The sequence below is a fragment of the Pseudomonas frederiksbergensis genome (genome assembly GCF_003732275.1).
Lineage (GTDB): Bacteria > Pseudomonadota > Gammaproteobacteria > Pseudomonadales > Pseudomonadaceae > Aquipseudomonas > Aquipseudomonas frederiksbergensis_H.
Genome location: NZ_MOBM01000041.1, coordinates 148,320 through 165,027 on the forward strand (window position 1 = coordinate 148,320; position 16,708 = coordinate 165,027).

Annotated in this window: 13 protein-coding genes; 5 read left to right on the plus strand and 8 right to left on the minus strand. The window is 59.5% G+C overall.

What is annotated here, in order from left to right:
- The first annotated feature begins 2 nt into the window (after positions 1-2).
- The 3 genes from BK662_RS32730 (at position 3) to BK662_RS32740 (ending at position 2,835) form a co-directional block, all read left to right on the plus strand.
- A complete protein-coding gene (locus tag BK662_RS32730) occupies positions 3-1,028 on the plus strand; it encodes a putative 2-aminoethylphosphonate ABC transporter substrate-binding protein (RefSeq protein ID WP_038980913.1) in 1,026 nt (341 codons plus the stop codon).
- A 116-nt stretch (positions 1,029-1,144) separates the two neighbouring features.
- Positions 1,145-2,278 (plus strand): TIGR03364 family FAD-dependent oxidoreductase, encoded by a 1,134-nt coding sequence (locus BK662_RS32735; RefSeq protein ID WP_123361017.1) that lies wholly within the window; start codon positions 1,145-1,147, stop codon positions 2,276-2,278.
- Positions 2,278-2,835 carry a phosphonate degradation HD-domain oxygenase gene (locus tag BK662_RS32740; RefSeq protein WP_123361018.1) on the plus strand — a complete coding sequence of 186 codons (558 nt, stop codon included), beginning with the start codon at positions 2,278-2,280 and terminating at the stop codon, positions 2,833-2,835. Before BK662_RS32735 ends, BK662_RS32740 begins: the two co-directional genes overlap by 1 nt.
- Positions 2,836-2,967: 132 nt before the next feature.
- Here the strand turns inward: BK662_RS32740 and BK662_RS32750 are convergent, their stop codons facing one another.
- Entirely contained in the window at positions 2,968-4,332 is a 1,365-nt protein-coding gene (locus BK662_RS32750) for a GTPase/DUF3482 domain-containing protein (RefSeq protein WP_375539019.1), read from the minus strand.
- A 4-nt stretch (positions 4,333-4,336) separates the two neighbouring features.
- On the minus strand, positions 4,337-5,716 hold the full coding sequence (locus BK662_RS32755) for a DUF2868 domain-containing protein (protein ID WP_123361021.1): 1,380 nt from the start codon (positions 5,714-5,716) through the stop codon (positions 4,337-4,339).
- 85 nt (positions 5,717-5,801) lie between these two features.
- Between BK662_RS32755 and BK662_RS32760 the strand changes: the two genes are divergently transcribed.
- On the plus strand, positions 5,802-6,314 hold the full coding sequence (locus BK662_RS32760; RefSeq protein WP_123361022.1) for a dihydrofolate reductase: 513 nt from the start codon (positions 5,802-5,804) through the stop codon (positions 6,312-6,314).
- Positions 6,315-6,437: 123 nt separating this feature from the next.
- On the opposite strand, the gene BK662_RS32765 is transcribed toward BK662_RS32760, so the two are convergent.
- Entirely contained in the window at positions 6,438-7,829 is a 1,392-nt protein-coding gene (locus tag BK662_RS32765; RefSeq protein ID WP_123361023.1) for an L-cystine transporter, read from the minus strand.
- A 237-nt stretch (positions 7,830-8,066) separates the two neighbouring features.
- On the opposite strand from BK662_RS32765, the gene BK662_RS32770 reads away from it, so the two are divergent.
- Positions 8,067-9,122 (plus strand): HAD family hydrolase, encoded by a 1,056-nt coding sequence (locus BK662_RS32770; protein ID WP_123361024.1) that lies wholly within the window; start codon positions 8,067-8,069, stop codon positions 9,120-9,122.
- Between the two features lie 240 nt (positions 9,123-9,362).
- Here BK662_RS32770 and ilvD read toward each other — a convergent pair whose 3' ends face one another.
- The 5 genes from ilvD to BK662_RS32795 all read right to left on the minus strand — a co-directional run bounded on the left by ilvD (position 9,363) and on the right by BK662_RS32795 (position 16,363).
- Positions 9,363-11,204: a dihydroxy-acid dehydratase gene (gene ilvD / locus BK662_RS32775; protein WP_052964965.1), complete on the minus strand. Its 1,842-nt coding sequence runs from the start codon at positions 11,202-11,204 to the stop codon at positions 9,363-9,365.
- 257 nt (positions 11,205-11,461) lie between these two features.
- Complete coding sequence (locus BK662_RS32780) at positions 11,462-12,682, minus strand: MFS transporter (RefSeq protein WP_123361025.1); 1,221 nt, start codon at positions 12,680-12,682, stop codon at positions 11,462-11,464.
- Positions 12,675-13,652, minus strand: coding sequence for a diiron oxygenase (locus BK662_RS32785; RefSeq protein ID WP_123361026.1), 978 nt, complete (start codon positions 13,650-13,652; stop codon positions 12,675-12,677). Before BK662_RS32785 ends, BK662_RS32780 begins: the two co-directional genes overlap by 8 nt.
- Positions 13,649-14,728 (minus strand): SagB family peptide dehydrogenase, encoded by a 1,080-nt coding sequence (locus BK662_RS32790; protein WP_123361027.1) that lies wholly within the window; start codon positions 14,726-14,728, stop codon positions 13,649-13,651. Before BK662_RS32790 ends, BK662_RS32785 begins: the two co-directional genes overlap by 4 nt.
- Positions 14,729-15,166: 438 nt before the next feature.
- Complete coding sequence (locus tag BK662_RS32795) at positions 15,167-16,363, minus strand: class I SAM-dependent rRNA methyltransferase (RefSeq protein ID WP_123361028.1); 1,197 nt, start codon at positions 16,361-16,363, stop codon at positions 15,167-15,169.
- Between the last annotated feature and the right edge of the window lie 345 nt (positions 16,364-16,708).

Genomic DNA, 16,708 nt, shown 5'->3' on the forward strand with positions numbered 1-16,708 from the left:
TCATGTTCAAGCCCCTGGCCCTGGCCGCTGCTGTTCTCACCGCTTTCAGCCTGAACGCCTTTGCGGCGAAAACCGAGTTGACGGTGTACACCGCCCTCGAAGCCGAACAACTGAAGACCTACAAAGAAGCCTTTGAAAAGGCTAACCCGGACGTCGAGATCAAGTGGGTGCGCGATTCCACCGGCATCATCACCGCCAAACTCCTGGCCGAAAAAGCCCGCCCGCAGGCTGACGCGGTGTGGGGCCTGGCAGCCTCGAGCCTGGCGATCCTCGATCAGCAAGGCATGCTGCAAAGCTACGCACCGAAGGACCTCGGCAAGATCGGCGGCAACTATCGCGACGCGGCCAACCCGCCAGCCTGGGTCGGCATGGACGTCTGGGCGGCGACCATTTGCTTCAACACGGTCGAGGCCGAAAAGCAGGGTTTGAGCAAACCCGTGAGCTGGCAGGACCTGACCAAGCCTGAGTACAAAGGCAAGATCGTCATGCCCAACCCGGCATCGTCCGGTACCGGTTTCCTCGACGTCAGCGCCTGGCTGCAAACCTTCGGCGAGAAGCAGGGCTGGCAGTACATGGACGACCTGCACCAGAACATCGGCCAGTACGTTCACTCCGGTTCCAAGCCGTGCAAACTCGCCGCCGCCGGCGAATTCCCGATCGGTATTTCCTTCGAATACCCGGCTGTTCAGCTGAAACGCCAGGGCGCGCCGCTGGACATCATCCTGCCGAAAGAAGGCCTGGGCTGGGAGATCGAAGCCACCGCCGTGATCAAAGGCACACCGCACGAAGACGCGGCGAAGAAGCTGGCTGACTTCTCTGCAAGCCCGGCGGCGATGGAGCTTTATAAAGAGAACTTCGCGGTGCTCGCGCAGCCGGGTATCGCCAAGCCACAGACCGAACTGCCGGCGGATTATGAGCAGCGCCTGATCAAGAACGACTTTGCCTGGGCCTCGAAGAATCGCGACCAGATACTCACCGAATGGCGCAAGCGTTATGACGGCAAGTCCGAGAAAGTGGCTGCCAAGTAAATCTTCGTAGGCTGACTGGGCCCCATCGCGAGCAGGCTCGCTCCCACATTGGAATGCGTTCCCCTGTGGGAGCGAGCCTGCTCGCGATAGCGGTCTCAAATTCAAGGCAAAACCCCATGACTCAACACAATGACATGCTGATCATAGGCGCCGGCATTCTCGGCCTGTCCCATGCCTATGCCGCCGCCAGGCGCGGCCTCAAGGTCAAAGTCTTCGAGCGCAGCGAAACGCCACTCGGCGCTTCAGTGCGCAACTTCGGCCAGGCACTGGTCACCGGCCAGCCACCGGGCCAGATGCTTGAACTGGCCAAGGCCAGCCGCGACATCTGGGGCCAGTGGGCACAACTGGCGGGTCTGCAACTCAAGCGCAACGGCTCATACCTGTTCGCCCGCACCGAAGCGGAAGAACACCTGCTGGAAGCGTTCTGCGCCGGTCGCGCCATGGCGCATGGTTACCGCGTCGACCTGCTGCGCGGTGCGGCATTGCGCGATATATACGGCGGCCAGTTCAGCCATCACCACGCTGCGTTACACGGCATGGACGACCAGCAGCTGTATTCCCGCGAAGCGATTCCGGCGTTGATCGATTACCTGCGCCGCGAGTTGGGCGTCGAGTTTCACTTTTCCACGCTGGTGCGCGACATCGAGCCGGGCCGCTTGCACAGCACCGCCGGCACCTTCAGCGCGGAGCAGATCATCGTCTGCTCCGGCCACGATTATCAAACGCTGCTGGCCGAGCCGATTGCCGAATTGAATCCGCAAATCTGCCGTCTGCAAATGCTCCGCGCTCGCCCGCAGATCAGCCTCAACCTGCAACACGCGCTGCTTACCGGTCTGAGTTGCGTGCATTACGGCGCCTTCGCCGATCTGCCGGAAGCCGCAGCGGTACAGGCGCAGGTTCTGCGCGACGCACCCCATCTGCATGAAAACGGCATTCACCTGCTGATCAGCCCGACGCCTTACGGTGAGTTGATCATCGGCGATTCCCACCATTACGGCAGCGATCCATCACCGTTCAATGCCGAGCAGGTGGATGACTGGATGATTGAACTGGCCGAGCAGACGTTGGGCTGCAAGGTGCAAGTGGTCGAACGCTGGCAGGGTGTCTATGGTTCACGCGGACCGGGGCCGTTCTCCTTTTTGCGTCCGATGCCAGGCGTGAGCGTGGCGCTGATGCACACCGGTGTCGGCATGAGCGTCGGGCCGGCGATTGCTGAACGTAACGTCACGACTTTATTGGGAGACCGTTGATGGACCGCCATGAGCAAGTGATCGCCGAGGTGTTCGGTCTGTACGAGCGTTTTGGCGACAAGGATTACATTGGCGAACCGGTGTCGCAGATCGAGCACATGTCTCAGGCGGCGGAACTGGCGATGGCCGAGGGGTTCGATGATGAAGTGGTGCTGGCGGCGTTCTTTCATGACATCGGGCATATCTGCGCCGAGGGTGCCGAGAACATGGGTGGTTTTGGAATAGTCAGCCACGAGCGACTGGGGGCGGATTACTTGCGTCGCGCCGGCTTCAGCGAACGCCTGGCGCGGCTGGTGGAATACCACGTTCAGGCCAAGCGTTATCTCACGCTCAAAGAGCCCGGGTACTTCGAGCGCTTGAGCGAAGCCAGTCGGCGGACGCTTGAGTATCAGGGCGGGGTGATGACGGCTATCGAGGCTGAGGCGTTCGAGCTGGATCCGTTGTGTGCGGTCAGTTTGCGGATGCGTCAGTGGGATGAGTTGGCCAAGGAGATGTGGGTGCCGGTGATTGATCTTGGGCTGTTGAAGGAGAAGGCGTTGTGGCTGCTGGCCGCGTAGGGCCTCGGAACCGAGTGGCTGCCATCGCGAGCAGGCTCGCTCCCACATTGGTTCTGTGAACGACGCAAATCCCCTGTGGGAGCGAGCCTGCTCGCGATGGGGCCAATCCAAACGCCACAATTACCCCGGTTTCTACAACTGCTGCGCCAACACCTCAACCTGCTCCTGCCGCTCCCCCTGGCTCAACTTCGAATCCGGATTAAGCGACGACCACTGTGGATGCGCCCGTGCCTTGTTCAGCGCTTCGGGCAGTTTGCCTTCGCGCCAGGTTTTGTCCTGCGGCGTGGCGACCTGAATGCTGTCCATCGCCGCGTGCCCGCGTTGGTTCAGGGCTTGCAGCAATTGCCGCTGGCGCAAGGCCAACAGCCGCAGCACGCCGTCGTCGACGGTCAGTTCTCGCTGGCCCTTGATTTTGCCCAGCAGGCGGCTGCCGTAACTGCGGGCGGTTTGCAGGGCGCCGCCGGCAATCGCTCCGGCCAGTGCCGCGGCGCCGAGGGTCAGGCCGCCCACCAGCAAATCAACCCCGGCCCCGGCCGCCGCGCCGGCTGCGATACCGCCGCCGACCCGCACACCGAGCTGCTTCAACGTTTCCGGGTTGAACAAGTCATCGCCCCAGCGGCCATCGAGCAACGGCAAGTCACTGGCCGCCGCGTCTTGCGGACGGAAGGCGTAGAGCTTGAGCAAGGCCTCGACGCAGCGTTGTTCGCGCTGACGCACGGCTTTGCGCAGTTCGCTGATCGCTTGCTGTTCCTGCGCCGCCTCGCTGATCACACTGCGGCGGCAGGCGGCGCAATCGATCAATAAATCGGCAATCAGCCGCGCTGCACTCTGCTGACGGGCCAGGCGTTGGGCCTGCTGATCGGCGATCAAGCGCTCCAGTTGTTCGCGGGAGTTTTCCAGCAGCAGCGCGAGGCTTTCGTAGAGTCGACGTTCGCCATCTTCGGGCGGCGCGACGCTGTCGAAACGCACAAATGCATGCAAGCCCAACCGCGCCAGGGCTTCACGCCAGTCAGGTTCGCGATGCTGGGCGCTGCTGACAAAGTTCAGCACCGGCAGCAGCGGTTTACCGCAACTGGCCAGCACTTCCAGTTCGTCGCGGTACTTGGCCAGCACCGGCTCCCGGGCGTCGATCACATAGAGACCGGCGTCCGAGGCGAGCAGTTGCCGCAGCACCTTGGCTTCCTGTTCGAAGCGCTGCCGGGCTTCGCTGCCCTCCAGAAAACGCGCCAATCGTGCCGGGCCGTCGAGGCGTTCGCCGGGACGTTCCAGACGCTCAAGGTAGTCGAGCAGGGCGATGGCATCTTCCAGGCCCGGAGTGTCGAAGAGATCAAGCAATGGCTCGCCGTCTACCGACAATCGCGCGCCTTCGACGTGGCGAGTGGTGCTGGGACGATGGGACACTTCGCCGAAGCCGACGTCTCGCGTCAGCGTTCGCAGCAACGAGGTTTTGCCGACATTGGTGTGGCCGACCACGGCGAGCTTCAATGGCTTATTCAAGGCATCAGTCATGACCTGTCTCCAGCCAGTTCAACGGCGCGCAATCGGCGAACGGCAGGTCCAGTTGTTGTAGCGCAACATGCCAGTCGCCCAGGCGTTCGGCATCCAGCGCTTCGCCGGGCGGCGCTTGCAACAACCACACGCGGGTGGCGCTGGCGCTGCGAGCCAGTTCGGCAATCAGCGCCAGGCTGCCACGGTCCGGCGAACGCCGGGGGTCGCAGGCGATGGCCAGACGGGCCGGGGGAAAACGACTCAGCTGTTCGAGCAGCTTGTGCCGGGATTCACGGCTGTCGAGGATGCCGGCGTTGTTGACGGTTTTCGGCAACTGCGGCGGCCAGGGGCGTTGGTCATCCAGCTCAATGGCTACCAACAGCGAGCCATCGCTTTGCAGGTCGCTGGCAGTATTTTCAACCCGATGAAGTTGTTCTGGCGCGGCATCGCTGATGCCCAAACGTTCGCTGGTGGGCATCAGCCGTTCGCGCAACTGGGCGTAGCCGGGCAGATTCAAATCCAGACGCAGGGCTGCTTGACCGGTTTTCCAGCGCCACAGGCAGAACAATGCGAGCAGCAATCGCGGCAAAACACCGTACACCAGCAGCACCCCAACCAGCCACGCCGCCCAGGCCTGGCGGGCGCTTTCGATGTTCAGCGCAGCATCGCCGCTGGCGCGGATCATCTCCACACTGGGCACACTGAAACCAAGCAGGGACGGCAGAGCGCCGAGGGCTTGGGTCATGGTGACGAAGGTGTCGCCGCCGAGAATGGTGGTTTCCCAGACGAAGCCGTAGCGCCGGGTCGCCATCAGCGTCAGCACCATCACCAAGGCGCTGAGCATCGCCAGCAACCACAATCCGTTGACCAGCACGCCCAGCGCCCAACGATTGAGTTTCTGCCGTTGCAGCAACAGCAGCAGGGCCGGCGCCAGTTGCGCGGCGTTGGCATCGCGGGCGAGTTTTTCACTGAGCCACAGCCATATTCGTCCAAGGGCGGCACCTTGTTCGCCGGCGAATATCAGGCCCAGAGCCCAGCTCAGCAACAGAATAAGATTCAGCCCGAGCAGGCTGCCCAGCGCCCAGAACACATTGACCGGGGTTTGGCCGTCGCCCAGCGCGGCAAACGCCAGGCCGGCGCCGCTGATCACGGCCAGAACGGCCAGCACGATCAACGCCAGTCGCGCACCTTGCAGCCAATGTTTGAGGGCGTGGGTCTGTCCGTCGCGCTCGGCCAGCCACAGGGCGCGGCGTTGAATACGCGTCGGCAGGTCGCCGCCGGCGCTACGGGCGATTCGATTGGCTTCCAGATCGTCCAAGGGGCCTGCGTGTTCTTCACGCAGGCGCACGGTTTCGCTCAGCCAGAGGTTTTGCAGTGGAGTCAGTTCAGTCACGCGGCTTCCCGTCGCTTAATTGAGCGGTGAGCATAACCGCTGTGACGCTTATCGGGGTAAGGGAGGCTCTGGTATCCTCGCCGACATGACTAAATCACTCCCCCTCAGCCTGATCGCAGCCCTCGGTGAAAACCGTGTGATCGGCGTCGACAACAGCATGCCCTGGCACTTGCCGGGGGACTTCAAATACTTCAAGGCCACCACCCTCGGCAAGCCGATCATCATGGGGCGCAAGACCTGGGATTCCCTCGGTCGTCCGCTGCCGGGCCGGTTGAACATCGTGGTCAGCCGTCAGGTGGATCTGCAGCTGGAAGGCGCGGAGGTTTATCCGTCGCTGGAGGCAGCGGTGGTTCGCGCTCAGCAATGGGCGAACGAGCAGGGCGTCGATGAGGTGATGTTGATTGGCGGTGCGCAGTTATATGCGCAAGGTCTGGAGCAGGCCGATCGGTTGTACCTGACCCGCGTGGCGCTGAGCCCGGAAGGGGATGCGTGGTTTCCGGAGTTTGATTTGAACCAGTGGAAACTGGTGTCGAATGTTCCGAATCCTGCCGAAGGAGATAAACCCGCCTACAACTTCGAAGTTTGGGAAAAGGTTTAATAGCATCGCGAGCAGGCTCGCTCCCACATTGGTTCTGTGGTGAAACACACACCGTGTGAACACCATAGATCCCTTGTGGGAGCGAGCCTGCTCGCGAAGAGGCCCGCCCAGTCGCTGAAAGACTTAAGCGTGAGCCAACTCCGAATGCTCATCCGCATCCAGCAACTCTTTATCCGTCTGCTGCATCATCTGGCTGGTAATCGCACCCGCCGTGATCGAACCACTCACGTTCAACGCCGTACGACCCATATCAATCAGCGGCTCAACCGAAATCAGCAACGCCACCAGTGACACCGGCAAACCCATGGCCGGGAGCACGATCAGCGCGGCGAAGGTCGCGCCGCCACCGACCCCGGCCACACCGGCCGAACTCAGCGTCACAATCGCCACCAACGTCGCGATCCACAACGGGTCCAGCGGGTTGATGCCCACAGTTGGCGCGACCATCACCGCCAACATTGCCGGGTATAGACCGGCACAGCCGTTCTGGCCAATGGTCGCGCCAAACGAGGCGGCGAAACTGGCGATGGACTGTGGAATACCCAAACGGCTGGTCTGGGCTTCGATGCTCAGTGGAATGGTGGCGGCGCTGGAGCGGCTGGTGAAGGCAAACGTCAGCACCGGCCAGATCTTGCGGAAGAACCGTAGTGGGTTGATCCCGGCAGCCGACACCAGCAGGCCATGCACCACAAACATCAAGCCCAGGCCGATGTAGGACACCACCACGAAACTGCCGAGCTTGATGATGTCTTGCAGGTTGGAGCCGGCAACCACTTTGGTCATCAGCGCCAATACGCCGTACGGGGTCAGCTTCATCACCAAGCGCACCAGGCGCATCACCCAGGCTTGCAGGGTGTCGATGGCGTTGATCACTTTCTGACCTTTCTCGACATCGTCCTTGAGCAGTTGCAGTGCGGCGACCCCAAGAAATGCAGCAAAGATAACCACGCTGATAATCGATGTCGGCTTGGCGCGAGCCAGGTCGGCGAACGGATTCTGCGGGATGAACGACAGCAGCAGCTGCGGCACATTCAGGTCCGCAACCTTGCCCGCGTAGTCGCTCTGAATGGTTTGCAGGCGAGCCATTTCCTGGGTACCAGCGACCAGGCCTTCGGCGGTGAGGCCGAACAGGTTGGTCAGGCCGATGCCGATCAGCGCCGCGATAGCGGTGGTGAACAGCAGCGTGCCGATGGTCAGGAAGCTGATCGTGCCCAGCGACGAAGCGTTGTGCAGGCGCGCCACGGCGCTGAGGATCGAGGCGAACACCAGCGGGATCACGATCATTTGCAGCAACTGCACGTAACCGTTGCCCACCAGATCGAACCAACCGATCGAGGCTTTGAGTACCGGGTTGCCCGCACCGTAAATCGTGTGCAGAGCGACGCCAAATACCACGCCCAATACCAGAGCCAGCAGAACCTTTTTGGCCAGGCTCCAGGTGGTGTGACGGGTTTGCGCCAGGCCAAAGAGCAAGGCGAGGAATACCAGCAGATTGAGGATCAGCGGCAGATTCATAGAAGCTCCAATAACTTTGCCAGCTGCATTCCGGCGCAGCTGCGAACCGGCAAGCCTAACAGCTTGATATGTAATGATTTAATATCAAAAACAGCGGTTAACTGTCGTTTTTGGAATAAGCCGCTGACGCTGTGGGGAATGCCGCTGACGGAATCAGGATGCAAGCGGTCGCGGGCAGGCGGGGACTGTCATACAGATTTGTTAGCGTCGATATCTTTGAATCAGGGAGAAACGCCGATGAAGCTCGCACCGAAATTTCTGGCTGCCGTATTCTGCTTGGGCCTTGCCGGCCAAGCGTTCGCTACTGACCTGAAACACTGGCCAGCCGATCAGGCCAAGGCGCTGGACGCGATGATCGCGGCCAATGCCAACAAAGGTAACTTCGCGGTGTTCGACATGGACAACACCAGTTACCGCTACGATCTCGAAGAGTCCTTGTTGCCATTCATGGAAAACAAGGGCCTGATCACCCGCGAGAGCCTCGATCCCTCCCTGAAACTGATCCCGTTCAAGGACACCGCTGACCATAAGGAAAGCCTGTTCAGCTATTACTATCGTCTCTGTGAAATCGACGACATGGTTTGCTATCCATGGGTCGCCCAAGTGTTTTCCGGCTTCACGCTTCAGGAACTCAAGGGCAACGTCGATGAGCTGATGGCGTCTGGCAAACCGGTGCCGAGCACTTATTACGAAGGCGACGTGGTCAAGACCATCGACGTCAACCCGCCGAAAATCTTCACCGGTCAGAAAGAGCTCTACAACAAGCTGATGGAGAACGGTATCGAGGTCTATGTGATGACCGCCGCCTCCGAAGAGCTGGTGCGCATGGTCGCTTCCGATCCGAAATATGGCTACAACGTCAAACCGCAGAATGTGATCGGCGTGACCACGATGCTCAAGGATCGCAAGACTGGCGAACTGACCACGGCGCGTAAGCAGATCACTGCCGGCAAGTATGACGAGAAGGCCAACCTTGGCCTCGAGTTGACCCCGTATCTGTGGACTCCGGCAACCTGGATGGCCGGCAAGCAGGCGGCGATCCTGACCTACATCGATGAATGGAAAAAACCGGTTCTGGTGGGCGGCGATACCCCGACCAGCGATGGCTACATGCTGTTCCACAGCGTCGACGTGTCCAAGGGCGGCATCCATTTGTGGGTCAACCGCAAAGACAAATACATGACCCAGATTAACGGCATGATGGCCAAGAACGCAGCAGCCCAGGCGAAAGAAGGGTTGGCGGTGACGGCGGACAAGAACTGGGTGATCGTTAAACCGGAAGAGATTCAGTAAGACCGCGTCCCGGCCAAGCTCACTCTCAAAGGCAACATAGAACAAATGTGGGAGCGGGCTTGCTCGCGAAGGCGGTCTGACAGTCAACATCGATGTTGAATGTTATGGCCTCTTCGCGAGCAAGCCCGCTCCCACAGTTGTTTCGGGTTGCCTGAAATGTTTGTGATCGGCACATGCCCGAGTTGTTCTCAAAAAAATGCCCCGCATTTGGCGGGGCATTTTTGTGTCTGCGACTGACGCTTACAGCCCGTCGAGCATCGCCTTGTTACGTACCGCACCCTTGTCGGCGCTGGTGGCCAACAGGGCATAGGCTTTCAGCGCAGTGGTCACTTTACGTGGACGCACTTCCACCGGTTTCCAGCCTTTCTTGTCCTGCTCGACACGGCGCGCGGCCATTTCTTCATCGCTGATCAACAGATTGATCGAGCGGTTCGGAATGTCGATCAGAACCTTGTCGCCATCCTGCACCAGACCGATCGCGCCGCCAGCAGCAGCTTCTGGCGAAGCGTGGCCGATGGACAGGCCCGAAGTACCGCCAGAGAAGCGGCCGTCGGTGAGCAGGGCGCAGGCTTTGCCCAGGCCTTTGGATTTCAGGTAAGACGTCGGGTACAGCATTTCCTGCATGCCCGGGCCGCCTTTCGGGCCTTCGTAACGAATGATCACGATGTCGCCGGCCTTCACTTCGTCGGCGAGGATGCCGCGTACGGCGCTGTCCTGGCTTTCGAAGATCTTCGCGTTGCCTTCGAAGACGTGGATCGACTCATCGACGCCGGCGGTTTTCACCACGCAGCCGTCCAGGGCGATGTTGCCGTACAGAACGGCCAGGCCGCCTTCTTTCGAGTAAGCGTGTTCGACACTGCGGATGCAGCCGTTTTCACGGTCGTCATCCAGGGTTTCCCAACGGGTCGACTGGCTGAACGCGGTTTGCGTCGGGATGCCCGCCGGGCCGGCCTTGAAGAAGTGATGCACGGCTTCGTCGGTGGTCTGGGTGATGTCCCACTTGGCGATGCCTTCAGCCAGGGACTTGCTGTGCACGGTCGGCAGGTCGGTGTGCAACAGACCGCCACGAGCCAGGGAACCGAGGATGCTGAAGATCCCGCCGGCACGGTGCACGTCTTCCATGTGGTACTTCTGGATATTCGGCGCGACCTTGCACAGTTGCGGTACGTGACGGGAGAGGCGGTCGATGTCGCGCAGGTCGAAATCGATCTCGGCTTCCTGGGCCGCGGCCAGCAAGTGCAGGATGGTGTTGGTGGAACCGCCCATGGCGATGTCCAGGGTCATGGCGTTTTCGAACGCCTTGAAGTTGGCGATGTTGCGCGGCAACACCGACTCATCGTTCTCGCCGTAGTAACGCTTGCACAGCTCGACGATGGTGCGGCCAGCTTGCAGGAACAGTTGTTCGCGGTCGCTGTGGGTGGCCAGGGTCGAACCGTTGCCCGGCAATGCCAGGCCCAGGGCTTCAACCAGGCAGTTCATCGAGTTGGCGGTGAACATGCCGGAGCAGGAGCCGCACGTCGGGCAGGCGCTACGCTCGTACTCGGCGACTTTCTCGTCGGATGCGCTGGAGTCGGCGGCGATCACCATGGCATCGACCAGATCGAGACCGTGGCTGGCCAGTTTGGTCTTGCCGGCTTCCATCGGGCCGCCGGACACGAAGATCACCGGGATGTTCAGGCGCAGGGCGGCCATCAGCATGCCAGGGGTGATCTTGTCGCAGTTGGAGATGCAGACGATGGCGTCGGCGCAGTGGGCGTTGACCATGTATTCGACGGAGTCGGCGATGATCTCGCGGCTCGGCAGCGAATAGAGCATGCCGTCGTGGCCCATGGCGATGCCGTCATCCACGGCGATAGTGTTGAATTCTTTGGCGACGCCGCCGGCCCGTTCGATCTCGCGAGCGACCAGTTGCCCCAGATCCTTGAGATGCACATGGCCCGGTACGAACTGGGTAAAGGAGTTGGCAATGGCGATGATCGGCTTCTTGAAGTCGTCATCTTTCATCCCCGTGGCGCGCCACAGTGCGCGGGCACCGGCCATGTTGCGGCCGTGGGTGGATGTTTTCGAGCGGTAATCAGGCATGAAGCACTCCGGGCGGCTAATCAGGTATCAAAAGGGAAGTGAGCTTCTATTGACGTCTGGAACACTCAGAAATGGCCGTGTGTCCGGAAGTTGCCGATAACTTTGCGGGATCGCCGCGCGCTTCAGCTTGAGCTCATAAACCCGCCGGGGGATGAATGGCGATGAATCTCGCGATTCTACACCGCTGGCGTCAGGAGGGAATGCCGGAAAGTGTCGAACCGGCGCTGATGGCGCATGTGGAGTGACGATCGGCGGGGTTATTCGACGCTTGGGCTGGCTCTTGGGCTTTTGGCTCGACGATTGATACAACTGTTCAGTGCCAGCGCCGCGCTGCTCAAAATGATGAAGCTGTATCCAAGGGTGGATTGCAGATTGGCCGGGCTCAGACTGATGAGCGCACTGATCAATCCGCCGCAGATGAAAGTCACCGTGCTGCCGGCCGACGCCGAGGTTCCCGCATTTTCAGGGAATAGACTCATGGCTTTGGAACTGGCGGCCGGTCGAGTGATGGTGGTGCCCGCGGTACAGATAAGCATCGGTACCAGGACTGTGATCGGGGACAGCGCAAAGTGGCTCGCGAAGTAAAGCATGATGAGACCGGACAGCAGGATCAGGCTCAGCCCGCTGATGATTTGATGACCGGGACTGATGCGTTTACCCAAGAGAGTCGCCACCATGCCACCGACAATGTAGGCGCCACCGTATATCAACAGAATCAGCGAGAAGTCATAGGCCGATAGCTGGAGTTGATCCATGAAAATCAGCGGTGAAATGACGATGAACGAAAAATGGCAGGCGAAAGCAAAGGCTGAAATCAACCAGTAGGGCAGGAAGTCGGCATCACGCAGGACCCGACCATAGGACTGGAGGATACTCGGCCGGGCTCCGGTTGCCACCGGACGGGTGTTTTCGAGAAACAGACAGGCTTTGAGCAGTACCACGCCAGCCACTGCGATAAACATCCAAAAGCTGCCCTGCCAGCCCAGCGTGGCTTGCAGGAATGTCCCGGCCAACGGCGAGACCGAGATGAAAATGCCGCTGGCGGTGACCATCAGGACCCGCAACCGGGTACGTTCCTCACCCTCGAACAGATCCTGAACCAGCGCTTGTGACAGCACGAAACACCCGCAGCCCAAGGCTTGAATGACACGAAACAGCAGGAAGTAGGCGTAGTCCGTGGTCAATATGCAGCCCACTGCACCCAGCATCGAAACGGTTATTCCGGCGAGCAACAGTCCTTTGCGCCCGATCACATCCGACAGCGGCCCGATCAGCAGTTGAGAGGCTGCAATACCGATGGCAAAGAGACTGACCGACAGCGCGATATCGGTGCGCGTGTTGCGAAAGTGTTCAGCGAGCGCAGGGAACGAGGGAAGCAGGACATCCAGTGGGAACACGCCAAGCAGCACCATTGCCAACAACAGGCTGACCTTCCCTCGACGGTGTCTGGAGGTTGCCGCGGGGTGTCCTTCATCCATCGATAAGTCCTGCCTTCATGAACAGTTGCTGGTTGTAAGGCAGGTCGAAGAAACCGGCTTTTTTCAAAGCCTGAAGCGTCGCCCCGGCGCCGGATCGCGCACGCAGAAGGGTGGCTTGGGGGCTGGTCAGTTCGCCAAGAACTTGCGTGACGGTGGTCTCGCCGATACCCGCGCTGTGCAGACTTTCCCGCAGCCATCGCTCATCGATCTCGAAGAAAATCCGGATGCTGTCCAGCAGTAGCCTGGTGGCGAATAGGCGTTGACGGTTGTTCAGCGTCAGCCACAGGTAATGGAACACTTCAGAGAAATAGCGACTGTGGCGCGCCTCGTCCGCAAGATGATCCCTGAGCATTGCCTGGACACTGGACACCAAGTCGTCACGGCAGGCGTCGAGCAGTTCCCTGGCAATGATCGTCTCCGACACAAACCCGACGAGAAACCAGGCCAGCGCCCGGTGCTTGTCAGCTGTGCGCTCGAGCAGGGTGCTCAATCGCGTGATGCGGTGCGGCACGACCGGGCGCAGGCTGAACCCGTAGAACCCGGCAATCTGCTCGGCAAGGCTATTGGAGAACAGGGCGTGATAACCCTCATCGGTATAAAGCTGAAGCGCGGCGGTCTTCATCCGTGGGGGAATGTTGACCTTCAATTCACCGTGGATGATGGTCTCCACGGAACGGTTGACGATGCGGTGTTCGAGCACGGTGGTGTAGTCGAGGAAGTACACCAGATGATTGGCCGACAGCCGATGGAAAACGGTTGGCCCTAGCGCTTTGATAGCGGGGTGATTCAGGTAAGCCAGGAAGCCTGGGGGAAACCAGTGGCGTGTTTCCAGTTGCTGTTCCAGGTCTGGCGGTAATAGATAGTCATGCTCGCTGGTTCGCACCGACGCACGAGTATTCCAGTCGCCGAGGGTGAAACGCAGGGCCCAGGAAACGGGGTGGTCTGACGGGGCAATGATGGGGGCGGTCATTGTTGCTGCTCCCGACTGCTCAGCAGGTCCTTCAACTCCTTGCACATCACCTGTCCGTCGCTGTGGCCACAGCCTACAAAAAACAGGGGTTGTTCTGCGTTGTTCTCGAGCCCCAGCAATGTTTCGACCTGATCGTCTGTCAGTGCTCCGGTCAGCCACGTGTTCAGACCCAGTGAAGTGGCCACCAGTTGAAAGGTCTGGGAAATATGCCCTGCCTCCACGAAGGCCATTCGGTAGGCTCGTGAGTGTTCATATTTCCACCACAACTTGTCGAACCGAGCGGTAATGAACAGGCCCACGGGCAGGTGATTGATGAAATGTTGCCCACACAGCAACTGCCCCAGGAGCGAGTCAGGTACCGGGTTGACGAAGCTCAATGCATGGTTGGTGGGATGGTAGGCGTAGAGTCCGGGTTTCAGGCCGCTGACGTTTTGTACATGAAGAAAGCCTTCGCAGGCATTCAATCCACCGCCGGACGGGCTGCTGCGTCGGGCGCCGAGACCTTCGACAATGGTTTCGTCGACGTCATTTTCGCGCTCATGCAAGTAGCCCAGGGACAGGTAAAGCAGCGTGCCGACATCTTCCAGTGAAACCACTTCAGCCGTGAAGGTGCGGCAGGTTTTTCGGGCAATCAGGACGTTGGCAAGAGAACCCTCCGGCAGGCAGGAAGGTTTTGGCAGGGCAATCAGCTCGCGTCCCTGGCATTCTGTGAACCTGGTGTCCGGCGCGGGTGCGTCCAGTACTTCGGTGCAATGGTCCAGATAGTGTCTCGACCATTCGTGAATATTTTGAGGAACATGTTCGCAGGGAATGTTCTTGGTGCCGATATGGAATATTTTCGACAGTTCATCCCAGCCCCATTCAATAGTGTCTTGAGCTGAGGTGGTCAGTATTCCGGAATTTAGAAGTAGCGTGTCTACTATATTGCTGTCGTTATACAGTTCTGGGTTGTTGATAAGTTGTGCAAGCCGGGTTGAATATTCAAGATCAAGTTCAAATTGTTTGTGGCTTTTGTAATCCCAGACTATTTGGCCGGGCGTACGAGGAAGTATGAACAAGTATGGATTTATTTGCATGACGGACGGTTCGCTCTGGGCAGTGCCATAGAGAACGCTGGGTAGCCGGCACTCCCCAGCGTTTCATTTACTTAGCGGGTTTTTGGCGCAACCAGAAAAGCCAGGTTAGCGATTTTGTTTGTTTCCAGAGTAATTGCTTTCATGTTTTTTGACTCCTTGTCATTGATAGTGAGTGTCACTTCGCGGTGACAACTCAATCATAGGCTGTAATGAGTTCTTATCAAGGGGATGTTGAGTAGGAATGTTCTAGTAGTTTTGTCGGAGCGATCTGGAGGTTGGAGTAAGTTTGTAAGTTATATTCTTTTAAATAAAAGATGCAGGGAAACGTCCTGCAAGTCAGTAGGACCGCAAGCGTAGGAAGCTGAGGCTGAAGAGTGGGTGTTGTGACGTTAGAACGGCTGACGGAGAGCCTGGCGGCTCCCCGTCAAACCAGCGTACTCAGCTGTTTGGCAGCAGACGGCAGGTGATGCTCTTGATGTAGCGAGTCTCGGCAATGGCCGGGTGTACCGGGTGATCCGGGCCCTGACCGCCGCGCTCCAGCATCTGGATGTTGCGATCCAGGTGACGGGCGCTGATCAGCAGAATGTTCTGCAGATCGTCTTCCGGCAGGTGCATCGAGCACGAAGCGCTGACCAGAATGCCGTCCTTGCTGAGCAGGCGCATCGCTTGCTCGTTCAGGCGACGATAGGCGCCTTCACCGTTTTTCATGTCTTTCTTGCGTTTGATGAAGGCAGGAGGGTCGGCCACGATGACGTCGAAACGCTCTTCGCTGGCTTTCAGTTCCTTCAGGGCTTCGAACACGTCGCCTTCGATGCAGGTCATTTTTTCGGCGACGCCGTTCAGTGCGGCATTGCGCTCGACGCCGTCGAGGGCGAAGGCCGAAGCGTCGACGCAGAACACTTCACTGGCACCGAAGGCAGCCGCTTGAACGCCCCAGCCGCCGATGTAGCTGTACAAGTCCAGTACGCGTTTGCCTTTGGCGTAAGGGGCCAGACGCGCGCGGTTCATACGGTGGTCGTAGAACCAGCCGGTTTTCTGTCCCTGGATGACTGGTGCTTCGAATTTCACGCCGTTCTCTTCCAGCGCGACCCATTCCGGCACCAGGCCGAACACGGTTTCGACGTAGCGGTTGAGGCCTTCGGCATCACGGGCGGCGGAGTCGTTCTTGAACAGAATGCCGCTTGGCTTGAGCACTTGGGTCAATGCCGCGATCACGTCGTCTTTGTGAGCTTCCATGGTCGCCGAGGCGATCTGTACCACCAGAATGTCGCCGAAACGGTCGACCACCAGGCCTGGCAGCAGGTCGGAGTCGCCGTAGACCAGGCGATAGAACGGCTTGTCGAACAAGCGATCGCGCAGGGACAGGGCAACGTTCAGGCGATGCACCAGCAGCGATTTGTCCAGCGGCAACTTGATGTCGCGCGACAGCAAACGGGCGCAGATCAGGTTATTCGGGCTCATGGCAACGATGCCCAGCGGCTTGCCGCTGGCGGCTTCGAGGATCGCCTGGTCGCCGGCCTTGAAACCGTGCAAAGGCGTAGCGGCTACATCGATTTCGTTGCTGTAGACCCACAAGTGGCCGTTTCGCAGGCGACGGTCGGCGTTGGCTTTGAGGCGCAGGCTAGGCAGGGACATGACGTCGCTCCGGAAAAAAGAGCGGGAGTATAGCGTGTTGCGCAAGGGCTCGGCTTGGCGGATGGACATGCGGTGAGGGGGCCTGCAACTTGTGGGAGCGAGCCTGCTCGCGATGACGGCGGTACATTCAGCATCAATGTTGGCTAATCCGACGCTATCGCGAGCAGGCTCGCTCCCACAGGGAGTGCATTTATTCTGGGCAATAAATGAAATTCCGGCGACATAGCCGCGGATATGTCAGATCCATCTTCTTAAGGGTTAGAATCCCCGCCTGACCCGGAGTGTGTACTTATGTCCCAAGAGCTGACGGCCGAACAGATTCAACAGTCCCTGCAAGGTATCAGT